This is a genomic window from Shimia sp. W99, assembly GCF_053851455.3.
Genome location: NZ_JBSQBU020000003.1, coordinates 88734 through 100899, shown reverse-complemented (window position 1 = coordinate 100899; position 12166 = coordinate 88734). Strand labels below are relative to the sequence as shown.

At 52.9% G+C, this 12166-nt stretch carries 10 protein-coding genes and 1 pseudogene; 3 read left to right on the top strand and 8 right to left on the bottom strand.

The genetic code is table 11. The annotated features are described in order from the left end of the window. Window positions 1-585: pseudogene (locus ACS3QZ_RS20110) on the top strand (M41 family metallopeptidase); the annotation flags it as partial. Here ACS3QZ_RS20110 and ACS3QZ_RS20105 read toward each other — a convergent pair. From ACS3QZ_RS20105 to ACS3QZ_RS20075, 7 genes are all read right to left on the bottom strand, one after another. Beyond that, window positions 555-1229: a hypothetical protein gene (locus ACS3QZ_RS20105; RefSeq protein ID WP_456039499.1), complete on the bottom strand. Its 675-nt coding sequence runs from the start codon at window positions 1227-1229 to the stop codon at window positions 555-557. The pseudogene ACS3QZ_RS20110 and the gene ACS3QZ_RS20105 sit on opposite strands and share 31 nt — an antisense overlap. Continuing rightward, window positions 1226-1630: a hypothetical protein gene (locus tag ACS3QZ_RS20100; protein ID WP_456039498.1), complete on the bottom strand. Its 405-nt coding sequence runs from the start codon at window positions 1628-1630 to the stop codon at window positions 1226-1228. Before ACS3QZ_RS20100 ends, ACS3QZ_RS20105 begins: the two co-directional genes overlap by 4 nt. Before the next feature lie 109 nt (window positions 1631-1739). Beyond that, window positions 1740-2072, bottom strand: coding sequence for a hypothetical protein (locus ACS3QZ_RS20095; RefSeq protein WP_456039497.1), 333 nt, complete (start codon window positions 2070-2072; stop codon window positions 1740-1742). A gap of 337 nt (window positions 2073-2409) precedes the next feature. Further along, on the bottom strand, window positions 2410-3552 hold the full coding sequence (locus ACS3QZ_RS20090) for an SAVED domain-containing protein (protein WP_456039496.1): 1143 nt from the start codon (window positions 3550-3552) through the stop codon (window positions 2410-2412). Beyond that, window positions 3552-4076, bottom strand: coding sequence for a Mov34/MPN/PAD-1 family protein (locus ACS3QZ_RS20085; protein ID WP_456039495.1), 525 nt, complete (start codon window positions 4074-4076; stop codon window positions 3552-3554). The genes ACS3QZ_RS20090 and ACS3QZ_RS20085 overlap by 1 nt, the downstream gene beginning before the upstream one ends. After that, on the bottom strand, window positions 4066-5784 hold the full coding sequence (locus ACS3QZ_RS20080; RefSeq protein WP_456039494.1) for a ThiF family adenylyltransferase: 1719 nt from the start codon (window positions 5782-5784) through the stop codon (window positions 4066-4068). Before ACS3QZ_RS20080 ends, ACS3QZ_RS20085 begins: the two co-directional genes overlap by 11 nt. Beyond that, a complete protein-coding gene (locus tag ACS3QZ_RS20075) occupies window positions 5784-7019 on the bottom strand; it encodes a nucleotidyltransferase domain-containing protein (protein ID WP_456039493.1) in 1236 nt (411 codons plus the stop codon). The genes ACS3QZ_RS20080 and ACS3QZ_RS20075 overlap by 1 nt, the downstream gene beginning before the upstream one ends. 310 nt (window positions 7020-7329) lie before the next feature. Between ACS3QZ_RS20075 and ACS3QZ_RS20070 the strand changes: the two genes are divergently transcribed. Further along, a complete protein-coding gene (locus ACS3QZ_RS20070; protein ID WP_456039492.1) occupies window positions 7330-10701 on the top strand; it encodes a DEAD/DEAH box helicase family protein in 3372 nt (1123 codons plus the stop codon). Window positions 10702-10909: 208 nt separating this feature from the next. Here ACS3QZ_RS20070 and ACS3QZ_RS20065 read toward each other — a convergent pair whose 3' ends face one another. Beyond that, complete coding sequence (locus tag ACS3QZ_RS20065) at window positions 10910-11032, bottom strand: hypothetical protein (RefSeq protein ID WP_456039491.1); 123 nt, start codon at window positions 11030-11032, stop codon at window positions 10910-10912. Here ACS3QZ_RS20065 and tolA point away from each other — a divergent pair. Further along, window positions 11031-11951 (top strand): cell envelope integrity protein TolA, encoded by a 921-nt coding sequence (gene tolA / locus ACS3QZ_RS20060; protein WP_456039490.1) that lies wholly within the window; start codon window positions 11031-11033, stop codon window positions 11949-11951. The two genes, ACS3QZ_RS20065 and tolA, sit on opposite strands and share 2 nt — an antisense overlap. Window positions 11952-12166 lie beyond the last annotated feature (215 nt).

The window sequence follows — 12166 nt, the reverse complement described above, 5'->3', positions numbered from 1 at the left end:
GCTGGGCACGCGGTCGTGGGATACATGACTGGAAAGGGTGTACCCACGCGAGCTCGCGTCGGCGCGAAAGGTGGAAAAGTTGACTTTGCTGCGTCGGCTTCACTGCCGTGCCTGGACACCCTGGAATCTGAACTGGCGACTTGCCTGGCTGGCCGAGCGAGCGAAGAGGTCTTTCTTGGATCAGCGTCAGCAGGATCGGGCGGCCCAGACGGAAGTGACCTCGCGATGGCAACCGAACTGGCACTAAAAATTGAAGTGAGTTACGGGCTTGGTGACTCAGGCCTGTCATGGCGACCAATTTGTTCAGAAAACCTGACCGAGCTCATGGCTGACAAGAAGCTTTCAGACCGTGTCGAGAAGCGGTTGCAAGCTGCTCTTGATACCGCAAATTCCATCGTTCTTGAACAGCGCACTATTGTTGAAACACTCGCCAAAAACTTGATCGAACAAAGGGAGCTTTCAGGCGCAGACATGAAGCACATTCTTCAGCCTGATGAAGCCAGCGCCCTGTCTGTTCCAGCGCGGAATGCGCCACTCCAGCAGGAGGCCGACCCTCAGATTCCAAAAGCGGGAATGGGCAGTTGATTTGGGTCGCAGTGAGCTGAGTAAGCTTGGCGTTTCCACGGCGAGGCCTTGGCTTTGACGTCTCGCCATTGGTCGTCAGAAAGACCTTGGTCCAGTGCCGCAGATTTGAGCGCGTCGATGAAGGGCTTTGTATCCAAGTCAGGATGCTCCTTTTCGATGGCTTCCAAAACAACTCGATTATGGCGTCCGACGATTGGGCGGTGGCCGAGTTTGAGTTCGAGAATGCGTGCGAGTTTTTCGTCGCGCATTTTCGAGAAGCGCGAACACATCACACGTCCAGTGCCCATGTCGAGTTCAGGGATCGCCAGGTGGTAATGCCTAATGCTGTCCCCTGCCCCGCTCTGCTTTTTTTGATGCATCACCAGGCAGGCCTGATTTCTGGAAAGGTTTGAGACCTCGTATTCTTCAAAAATTTCTCCGACCACCTGATGCACATCTGAAAACGGAATGTCGCTCTCCGGCGCGATCACGATATGCCTCGCGCCAAAAAGTTTTCCGGAGAAGCGCGCGATCAAGCTCATCAGCTCAACATCCGCGGCGTCTCCGAGTGCCCAAGACACCAACTCGTTGCCTCCCTGATCGCCGAAGTAATGCGCAATCTTCGAGCCGTGATGTGCCAATACTCGTGATGACTTGATGATCATCTTGCGGCCTCCAGAACGGCTCGTTTGATAGCGGAAAGATCGCGTTGCAAACGGTCGAGAGCGGTCTGCACAAAAAAGGCCTCTGGTTCCAATCCAGCACTTGCCCTGCCTTGTTTGTAGTATGCGATAAGGTTCCTCAGGTTCATTTGGACTGACATTAAGGTGTTCAGCGCGCTTGCAATGTCCCGCATTTGGGCAGTCACATCGGGCCGGTTTGGACTTCGCCGAGGAGTTCGAACCGAAGCAAAATCATCTAGTCCGAAGTAGTCGCATATGATCCGTCTTGCGTGGGAGGTTGGTGAAATTCCGCGCTCCTGGGCGTCAAATTCCAACTGTTGAAAGGCTTCTCGGCTCAACCGTATGCCAACTTGCTTTTTGCTGTTTTGCTGTTTTTTCTTCAAATCTAAGATCTCCAATTTTGCTAGCGACACATCTTGCTATGTGCCGTCACGCAGAAAATTGGAGATATCTCGCAAGCCACAATCGCGGGCCTACAGAATTGCAGGACGATCACTTGTCGATACCCAGATCGAATGCGCGAAGGCCAACTGCCCGATCCCAGGCCTCCTCGATATGATCCGCAATTTCTTCAACCAAGTCTTCGTCTTCGAGCCGTAATCTCAAAGGTGAAATCAGAATTTTGCGTTCACGCTGATACAAATATCGCTCACCCCAAATCGCCACGTCCAGATCGCCGGCAAACAGAGCTTCATCATCAGGCCAGGAAACCTCAATTCCAAACCAGTCCAAGTCCATAATCTGTTTCTGGCGCACCTGCCCGAGGTTCTCGATCTGCCGAACAATATCCCACCCCAAGCGCTCCTTCCCTTTCAGTTCTCCCATGCAGAAAATTCCTTTCTATCCTGACAAGATAGCCGGCCGTGAAGCTCAGTGAGTTAAGGGCTCGTAAACAAAAGCGCCATTTTGGGCACCGGAGATTGGAAAAGCTATTCTGGTGGCATTTCTAATCGCGTGGAAAACTGGGCAGGCAGGTTTGGCATGCTCTACGACGTGGGCGGAAACCGTTTGTTCGCTGCAACCGTGAGCATCGCACTTGTTTCCGAAAAAAGCAGACGTTCAATACATCAACGCGAGCGGTAAACGCTGCAACCCGTTGATCGCGGAAAGTGGTGCGTAGGATGTTCAGAAATGGCTGTAGTGTTCTATGTCGTTTGAGCGACTAAGAGGGTGGGTCGAATGACAATCTGGGTGCGAAGCCTTTCCCTCGAACTTGATCAAAAATTTCAATTTCAGGGTGTACTTTGGGCTGCCAAACCCTGCCAAATTCGACTGCACACGAAACAGGGACAGCGGGAAATACAGATAATGTGACACCCATCCCGTGAGCGTTCTTGATCTCATCAAGTGTCGCTCGGACGATGGATCTGTATCGGCTTAGATCGCTCTTGTGACGGATCACGCCATGAGCTTGTGGATCACTGGAAATGTCCCAGATCGATACATCGTCACCAATCACATCTGTAACGCGATCATCTGCTATGTGCGATGTCACCGAGAGCTTAAGCGCCACCTTCTTCGTCCCCTCCCGACCTTTGGTGCGTGAGAAACTCACCTCGGGCCCGTCTTCAGGCCATTTCCATTGTGCAGGTTCACGATGACGTTCGTATACATCAACATCCGAAATGTCGGAGACAAGACGACCAAGTTCCATCAGGAGCGGTATCGGGGCGAGGCCAAAAATCGAAAGATGACGGATATCACCGCTCTCAAACCTGCCCCTCACATTCTGCGAGACGCCGTGCCGTAGTGTTTCAGGTTGCACGCTCCAGTAAGACTCTTCGCTGTCTTGGAAGTGCATGCCGCGCACCTTTATCTCAATTGCTCTCCTTTCCGCAGGTGTTCGATCCGGCATGATCGCCGAAACACAGTCGTCAAATGGTACAGCCGTTTCGTTGGGACCAATCGGAGCGGAGAATTGCAAGATATGGGAACGGCTGTCTGGACCCGAGGACAAAGCCAGATCGACCCACTCCTCATGCTCCCTTTGCCATTTCAGCAACAGCGCTTCCGGGAAGTCCTGCCAAGTCTGATCCCCGTCAATAATTCGATGATGGGCATCGCACATGAGCATGATGTTTGATGCTTCATCAGAGAGCTGGTGGGACCTAGTTGGGTGTCCTCTCTTGCCGTTTGGTGACGACGCAACGATGTGTGCGAGATAAGCTGAATTGAACTCCGGCTTTCCCGCAATAAGGTCGTGGTCGAGAGCCTTTTGGCAGTTTTTGAATTGGCACCGTCCTGCTGCTCTGCCCCAAACCAGCAGCTTTGTAACTTCGCGCAGTGACTTCCCTCTGTTCGACATTAACTTTGCCTCCGTTTCTTATTGGGTACATCCATCCCAGGAAGCACCGATGTTTGGCGATCGTGGTCAGTAATCAACTGACCCTGTTCAGGCGGTAGACCACGTTGGAAAGTCGTGATTGTTGCCTGGAGCACTGCCGCACCTAACAGACGAACAATGAGCAACGCGGCAAACGATGGACCGCTTTCCTCGACCATCTTCGTCATTGCGGCTATGTCGATGTCGCTGGGTACTGGCGGGAAAGTCGGATGCGAATGCCATTCTCCCAAATAATCCACTCGTCCACTTCTTTCCACATTCGCAGCCAAAATACCATCAAGTTGAGCGCCATGTTTGGCAGGAAGACTGGCAAAGCGATTGCGCGTTCCAGCATCCAGGTCGACTGTGAAACCGACCAGTTCAAACTTCCCGGGCGCAAGCTGTTCTGCAACCAGCCAACCGCCGATCTCTCGGAGACCACCTATTTCCAGGCACCCTCGCATCGCATTCCATTGTGCAGGGGGAATTGTAAGACTAAGGGGCATGCTTGACCCCCAGCTGCTTCAAGACCTTCTCTGAAGAGAGACCATTGTCGGCAGCGTCTTCGTCGCCCCAACCAGCATTTGAGCTGTAGACAACGGGGTGTGTGTCGAACGGATGCTCAAAAATCCATCCTTTCCGAAGGCCGACGTAATATGCAGGCTCGGGATGGATCCTCATTTCTGGAAGCGAAAGCACATCCAGCGCATGGCGAACTAACCTACTTCCGATCGCTCCCACGTCGCCATCGGAAGCGAATAGTGGCTGTTGTTGGCCCTCCTCTTGAACGCCATAATTGCGCTGTTGTCCTTCCCGCGGCGCTTCGCCTTTGGCATCACACCAAGCCTGTAGCTGAGAAGCGGCAATCATAGGGGCCGGGTCTTCGTTAGGAACGCTGCGTGCAACCAGCCCACCAATTCCACCGGCGTAGACGCGCGCCCAAACCAGTGGCTTTCTCTTCTGCGTACAGATTGCTGCTGCCATACGAAACACGCCGCTATCAGCCGTTGTGTCGATAACAAGATCACAAGAACTGACGATCTCGCCAAGCTTCGCAATGTTCTGAACAGTTGATTGTGATGTCAGGCTCATTCCGAGCGCGGAGACTAGGACATTTGGGTTAATGCGAAGCAGCCTGTGCTGGAGCGACATTGCCTTGTGATGCCCAACATCCAGCTCGTCCAATTCATTTCGAACCAAGTTGTCTGTCCAAAGAACATCGTTATCGAGCAACATGAATTGCCCAACACCTTCGCGCGCTAGGCTTGCCGCAACCTTTGAACCGAGAGACCCTGCTCCAATAATACAAACACTGGATTTTCTGAATGTCTGTCCATGAACCCTCCGTTCCTTTGCCTTGGGCGGAGCGAACGTGAGAAAAAGGTCAATCTTCCTATCGTTATCCGCATACCAAACACGGAACAAAACCTCTTGTCTGCCGTTCGAAAGAACGACCAGCATACTCTCATGTTTGTTGATCCATGCTCGCAACCAACGAGGCAAAAGAAGAAAGAGTTGCTCCTCGACGTCATGCGCAGAGAGATCGGGAATCTTCTGAATGCCTGGCAAGCGGTAAAGGACCCCTCGAACCCACTTGCCTCCAATCCCTGGGCCATCGGCTGGAACACGCAATCCCTGGTCATGACCAATGGAGGCGATGCGTGCTACCTGCGTTTCCATTGTTCCCAACCTGTGCTCTACGGTCAGGCGAAGTTCGGTTGCGCGCCCAGCCAACCGACCCCTTAATAGGTATGCGGTCTTTGGTGGGAGCATGAACCGCAATGGATATGCTGCAAGCACCGTCGGCAGATCGGTTGGATGAGCACTCTCAACATCAGACACGGCGTCGTCGGCCGGCGTGGCCTCGATGAGCGCTCTGGCACTTCGAACCACATCTGTACTCTTACAATCCGGATGCCAATTGTCGGATCTGTATTGGAGGCAAAGCTCGCCACCCGCTCCATATTGGTGCTGGGAAAGCCTAATGGTGTCATCTGCCGGAACCACAAAAGGTGGCAAATCTGGAAAAAGTACCGGGAAGACCATGCGCAAAGGAACGCGCCTGTCCTTTGTCAACAGAGTAAATGACCAACAGACTAGGCCGTTGCTGTCTTGGCCAAAACTACCATCCTGGAGCCAATCTGAAAGCCCTTCTAGTGCTGAAAGCTCTTCACACTCTCGAACGAGCCGCTCTTCATTCTGGGCGAGGCTCATCAACCAAAGCCCTTAGGCTCCGTTGGTCTGCGTTCTTCTTCACCAAACACAAGGCCAGGAGCAGAGGCACCGCCCACGACAGCTGGTGCGGCTGTTGCCGCGCGCGATCCAGCTGACGACGCGATTCTTGAACGGGTTGCTTCCGTCAATGGGTTCCCAAGGCTACGCGCAAGCTCATTCAAGACGATGCCTGCATCAGAGAACTTTTGCACCGCACCGAACTCTTGCCGAGCTGCTTCTAACCATTTGAAGAAAGCCGTCCGTCGCTCTGGATACGTTTCCCAGCGATCAGCGAAGTTTTCAGAAGGGTCGGTCGGGTTCGGGATCCAAGATATGCTACCTCGCTGCTCTATAGCGAGATGCATGTCGCGAAGAATCTTCGCTATTGCATCGGATACTCTGTTTTCACCGGAGTACGCGTGGCTGGACAGCGTCGTTAAGATGATGCTTATCACCTTCAAATCCGGATCCCTGTCAGCGAACCATTCGTCTCTATGCCGCTTGAGGATCATAATCGAAGACTGGAGAGGCGTCCGGACCCGGAAAACAGGCACATCCTCCACATTGGCGGTCACTTTACCTTGCGCATCCAAGAACGCACGCCGCCTTTCATTCAGTTGTTCGATCTGTCTCGATTTGAACCAGGAAGCAAAGCCACGTGGGTTGCTTCGAGGCCAGTCGTTTGTGATGACATTGTATGTGGCTGTCTCGTCGGAATCGGTGATGGCAATTGCGCCTTCAGCCAGGGCTTCGTCTGCCATGTATGAAGACAAAAGCAAACGCATATTTGCTTCGTTCGGCACAGCGGGCAGCACGTCCATGTGAAACTGCGCTCCGTCGGCATAAACCAATGTGCAGCATCTGCGGGATTCTCCCACCTCGTTACTGATACCGCGAGCTTTTCGATACGCTTTGAGCTCATCCTTCAGAAGCCCACGCAGATCAGCTTGCGTGATCGACATTTTGTTCAAGGACCGGAATGCAACGACGATGTCCAGATCATAGTCCTCGTCTGAAGAGGCGGGCTTAATTGGGGTCCCCAAGGCAAAGGAACCTTGAACATAAACGTCTGGATCGAACTCACGCACCTTGGACTCGGCGCGGTGTAGGAATTCACCAAGGTCCTTGTAGCGACTTTCAGCCTGATCAAAGCGATCTTGTGGTACTGCCAGCTCCTCTGCCAGTTTCTCAATCGCTATGTTGTACCCGTATCCAATGTCCGAAAGCCTATTCATCGAAACCCCTTAATATTGAGCTATTCAACTTTAAGTAATGATTCGGCGGTACATTTACAATCTCTCAATGGGCTAAATTTCAACTTACACCATAGCCGCAGCGAACGTCAGTAATGCGGATTGCGATCGCAGCAATCGACTAGCACGCTCAAGGTCTGCTAAGGGCCGGAAAGGCGTTGGTTTTGCTGTTGGTCGATTGCCAAGGTTCCGCCCGTCTTTGCCATTGAGCGCCCCCTCCATTTTGATGACTTGAAGGCAATGGCGCAAAACACCACTATTGGAACACGTCTTTCAGATCAGAGTTACCTAATTGTTTTCACTTCCAGAATGGCTTCGTTCAAAACCAACACGGCTCGACGAGACGGATCGAAAGTCGGGAGATGGGGCCGATGACCAGGTAACTACAAAGGTCGGAACCAACATAGACCGACCAGTAATCAATCTTTATCGCCCACACATCGCGTCCGGGGATTGCCTGATTGTCACCGGATATCAGGATTTCCTTTCCTCTCTTTCGATCTTGATGAAGGAACTGCCACAACTTCGGGATCCTCAAGACGAAGACGAGATACGCATCCGGATATCCTTTGGAGTGGACACCGGGAACGCAAAGCGTTTGACAAATCCCCAACCTGTCACCGAAGAAATGAAGCTCTACTGGCTGGAGCGCTCAGGTCTTCACGTCGAAGAAGATCATGATCTTCTTGCTGTACTTGCCAAGCATGCCATTCAGTCTGGGAAAATTGACCTTCGCGTATTCGACCCGGAACTTGCCAAAAGCATGTGGGGGGTTTCCGGGGATCGGCGCTTGCACTCCAAAATCATCAGCTCGCCTGAGGGAGCCGTGGCTGGGTCCGCCAACTTTTCCAGATCAGGCCTTTACCGCAACATCGAATACGCCGACGGATTAGATACTGGCTCACACGAGCTCCAAGTGGAGCGCACCAAAGCTGCCGAGCAAGTTTGGGACGCTTCCGTCGATTGGAATGAAGAAGCCCTGGAGATTCTCGATAAGCTCATCAAGCCCGTCACGGCCGAAGATGCAATGGCGCGTATGATTTCAGAGCAAAAGGGCTTTGATCCCTGGTTAACTGGAGATCGCAAGGAAATCACAACGCACACGCTCTTCGGATATCAGCAAGAATTAACCTACGAGGCGTGTTCCATCGTTTACGATCACGGCATCGCCTTCGTCGAGGCTCCAACCGGGTCGGGAAAGACAGAAATCGGGTGCCACCTCGCTGAGGCACTATCGGAGACCTTCTCCAGGGTTATTCCCCGATCTCCTGTTCATGGAGTGGCGCGCAAGAACGCGGTTGTAATTGCCCCACCAAAAGTAATTTCCAGCTGGAAAAAGCACTCGACGAATTCTTTAACCGCCGAACCGAACAGTAAGCTTGCAAGACGTCATTTGCGAGGAGCAGGAGACAGCAAACGAACAGGATTGAGACTGGAGGAATACGGGGTCCTCCTCATTGACGAGAGTCACACCGTGACGCCAGGATTCGAACAAGCGTCAAAAATGGCATCAGCAATTGAGCTGGCTCCGCCAAGCTGGAACGTTTGCCTCTCAGCGACGCTCCTTGGCAATCGTGACGTGGATTGGCTGACGCACATGCAAGAGAAGCGGGCGTCAATCTTTATGACGCCATCCTTCATCCAATCGATGGGTGAGCTGTTTGAACGAGAAACCCAGGCACCGGCGAACATCTTCGACCCAGACGCATCACTCTCGGTATTGTCCGAGCCGAATTCAACACTTTCGCGTCAGGCACGCACAGAGCTCTCTCAACTGGTTTCCCCCTTTTTGACGCGCAGGCAACGTCGCTGCATTGGAGAGAATGAAAATCGCCAGAAACACAGCTACCCAATGCTCGCCAACCATGGTCGCTCTAAGTCTCTCAAAGTGACCAAGCCTCAAAGAGAACGATTGGAAGAAGTCGTTTCTCTCTGCAAACAACTTGCTCCTGGCGGCAGAATTACGGCTGTAGAGAAAAGTCGCTTTGGCCAGATCAGCACTCAGCAAAGCACACAAGACCAGCTTCAAATCCGAAACTTGCTGAACATCCTTCGCGTGAACTCGGCTCAAGCTCATTGGGAAATGGCGCATGGCGCGATAGGTAAACTGCTCCGAGACTTCGAGCGAGGAGGTAAGTCTCGCAAGAAAAGCGTATCCAGTGCAAAACAGTCAGACATGTTTGCAATTCTTGGAATTGAAGCCCCCGCACCGACCAGGAAGTGTGACGCACTAAACCAAAAACTTGGACTGAGCGTTTTCCGGGAACTCGATCAAAAACGGTACCAAGCCTGTCTAAAAATCCAGAAATCAAAAGATAGAGTTGTGTTCCTTGCTGAACGTACCGATACACTGGAAATCTTCGCAGAAGCACTTTCCAGAATGGGAAACCACACCAACTTTGTCGTCGGCAATCAAACAAAAGGCGACGAGCGAGCCGTGAAGGCAATCTTCGGAGATGGCCCAGACAGTTTTGAGCGCATCAAACAAGGCAAGTCAGTTGAATCCTTCTTTCGACCTGGAGGAAAGCACGCACCCAAGGGCCCCGCCTCAGTGTTTCTGACCTACAAAATGGCCGAGGGCATAAACCTTCAATCATCCGATACCCTTGTATTGCTTGGGGTCACTTCCAACTTGAAGGAGCTCATTCAGGGACTAGGCCGGATTGACAGGATCGACAGTCTATTTGGCGTCGTGAATTATCACCTTGTAGATATACCAGTCGGGCAATTTGCATCTGATGAAAAGATAGCCAAGCGGATTGAAAACTACCGGACCCTTGCCGGTGAAAACCTGATTGATGCAGTTCAAGAGGAAGGCTCAGAGGACCCCGAGGTGATCCTGGAGAGCGTTGTAGACTACCTTAGGTCACCGAGGCGTTTGCGAAAAAACAACTTCCATGATGTCCTCTCTCGGACAAAAGAAAACATCTCCCCGAAACGGTACAGCCTTATCCAAAAAGCCAAGCTTCAAGGCACTTGGGGGGCGGAACTGGCGCTTCTTTCCGCAAAAGATAGCTTTACGGGTCTACACCTTAAGGGAACTGACAAGCCGAATAGTTTCTTCCCTCCCCGCTTGCTTCTGCTGCAAAACTCAACCGCAGGAATAACGCTGGTCCGAGATCAGCTTGCATGCGCCCAGCTTTTGGAGAGCTCTTACGCTCGGACCAAAAACCTTGGGCTGGAACAAGAGCATGTGACGATGGACGAACTGTCGGCAGCTCTGGAAACCATTTCCACCCAAATCGGCAAGCTTTCGGAATGGGATTTGCGTCCTGCGCGGGTGGAGAGCCTTCTCAAAGCGTGCGCGCAGTTTATTGGCCGCAAAAGCAAGGTGCCTGTCGATGATCAGGAAATGTTTGGGCACTTATCTCTCCCAGCCATTGAAATGATCTGTGAAGCGTGGAGCCGCCTACTCGACCCGTTCTGGGAGCAGACGAAGCATGAAGTCCGTGACAGTTTTGCCTACGAGGATCTCCCCAAGGGCTATATCGCGCTCAAAGCTATACTCGAAAAACTTGAGAGCGACGCTCATCGATCCTTGGAAGTTCATGAGCTAATGACCAAGGTGATTGACGAAGCGAACGAGCTTTCCCGAAATCATCAGCCCGAAATTGCTCAGCGAATATCAGTGGTGTTTTTCTCAGAGGGTGTTGGAGAGGAGTAGCCCAATCGGTTGCTCAATACGAGCATGGCTGAATTTCGCCTTGGGCGGAAAGTGTGAATTCGCCGCAGGCGCGAACCTGACAAACCGCAACGCTGAAAGCCGACACCCATATTCGCTTGAAAGCGAGATATTCTCTGCACCGCCGCAGGTCGGCTCGGAGCCTATGGTGCTGAAAAACTCTTTGTTGCGGTGCGCATCCCGCATACAGTCATTGATTGCTCTGGTTGCTGACCTCTGCAACATCTGCGAGCATGCCGCCAGCCACATCGAAGCCCAACCGGAACACCAAGACCATGCGCAAGCTGAGATCACTATTGGCGATGGCCAGCATGCTTATAGCACCCACCGCACACGCAAATGAGTTTGTCGGCACCCTCAGGGGGTTTATCTGCCAAGTGCCTGATGAAGAGATCGCATTCTTCGCTGTTGCCCCTCGGGGTGATGGGTTGGTACTTTTGAACAGTGAGAGCGATGGCGTCATCGATCTTGTAGAGACCGCCACCGGATTCCGGGGCAACATTGACACAGATGGTGGCGTCGTTTTTATCTCCGAATTCGGTGATGGGTGGCGCCTATACTTTGCTGGCGAGTTCGAGTTCGGCGATGCTGAATGTATCGATGCGAGTAGCAGCACGAAAATCATTGCGGAGCTAATCTTCGCAAACGTGAAAAGCGCCGAGAAGGCGGAAATTGAGAGCCTCACTGAGAAGAATGTGGAGCTCACAAAGAGGCTCGCCCTCTCTCTGTCTGAGGTTGTTAGGTTAGAGGGTGATCTTGAGGCGCTGGCCCCTGAAAGCGATGAGCTTCGGGAGCTATGGCAGGAGAATGAGGAGCTCAGGTTGAATCTGGCGGCCACTTTGGCGGCAAAGATTGCGCTTGAGGCAGAGCTTAAATTCCAGCGCCAGACCGATACCCGCCTCGATGCCGCCCTAGGTGAAGCGACGGAAGAGGCGGCGTTTGATGTCAGTGGATTCATGCAGCAAATCCGGGCGTGTTGGGTCACCGATGTCGGCGGGCGGAGCTCCAAAACTACCGTGACCGTTGGCTTTGAACTTGATCGAGACGGCAAGGTGTCGAGTCCGATCACGCTGATCTCTGCATCTGGCGGAGATGAACGCGCCACCGAGACAACATACCAAGCTGCCCGGCGCGCGGTCCTTAGGTGCCAGAAGGGCGGTTACGACCTCCCGGCTGAGCACTATGATGCTTGGAGGAGCATCGAGCTCACCTTCGACCCAAGCAGGGGCTGAGTGCGCTTGCTGGTTGGCGCCGCACCACCCTCAAAGCCCCCGCATATCGCCGCAAGCAACCCGCGCAGCGTCTTTGAGCTCCGGGTAGTGGGGCGATCATACGCCCGACAACAGCCCTGAGCGCGCGCTGAGGGAGCTCTCCGGTGCGGTTGAGCTCGCCAACACAGGCTGAACACAAGCTTGAAATGCAAGCTGAAATTTAAGATGAACAAACT

Excerpts from the sequence above, each read along its gene's own strand:
- ACS3QZ_RS20105 (WP_456039499.1), bottom strand. The coding sequence starts at position 1,229 with ATGATCATCAAGTCATCACGAGTATTGGCACATCACGGCTCGAAGATT.
- ACS3QZ_RS20095 (WP_456039497.1), bottom strand. The coding sequence starts at position 2,072 with ATGGGAGAACTGAAAGGGAAGGAGCGCTTGGGGTGGGATATTGTTCGG.
- ACS3QZ_RS20090 (WP_456039496.1), bottom strand. The coding sequence starts at position 3,552 with ATGTCGAACAGAGGGAAGTCACTGCGCGAAGTTACAAAGCTGCTGGTT.
- ACS3QZ_RS20085 (WP_456039495.1), bottom strand. The coding sequence starts at position 4,076 with ATGCCCCTTAGTCTTACAATTCCCCCTGCACAATGGAATGCGATGCGA.
- ACS3QZ_RS20080 (WP_456039494.1), bottom strand. The coding sequence starts at position 5,784 with ATGAGCCTCGCCCAGAATGAAGAGCGGCTCGTTCGAGAGTGTGAAGAG.
- ACS3QZ_RS20075 (WP_456039493.1), bottom strand. The coding sequence starts at position 7,019 with ATGAATAGGCTTTCGGACATTGGATACGGGTACAACATAGCGATTGAG.
- tolA (WP_456039490.1), top strand. The coding sequence starts at position 11,031 with ATGCTTATAGCACCCACCGCACACGCAAATGAGTTTGTCGGCACCCTC.
- ACS3QZ_RS20065 (WP_456039491.1), bottom strand. The coding sequence starts at position 11,032 with ATGCTGGCCATCGCCAATAGTGATCTCAGCTTGCGCATGGTCTTGGTG.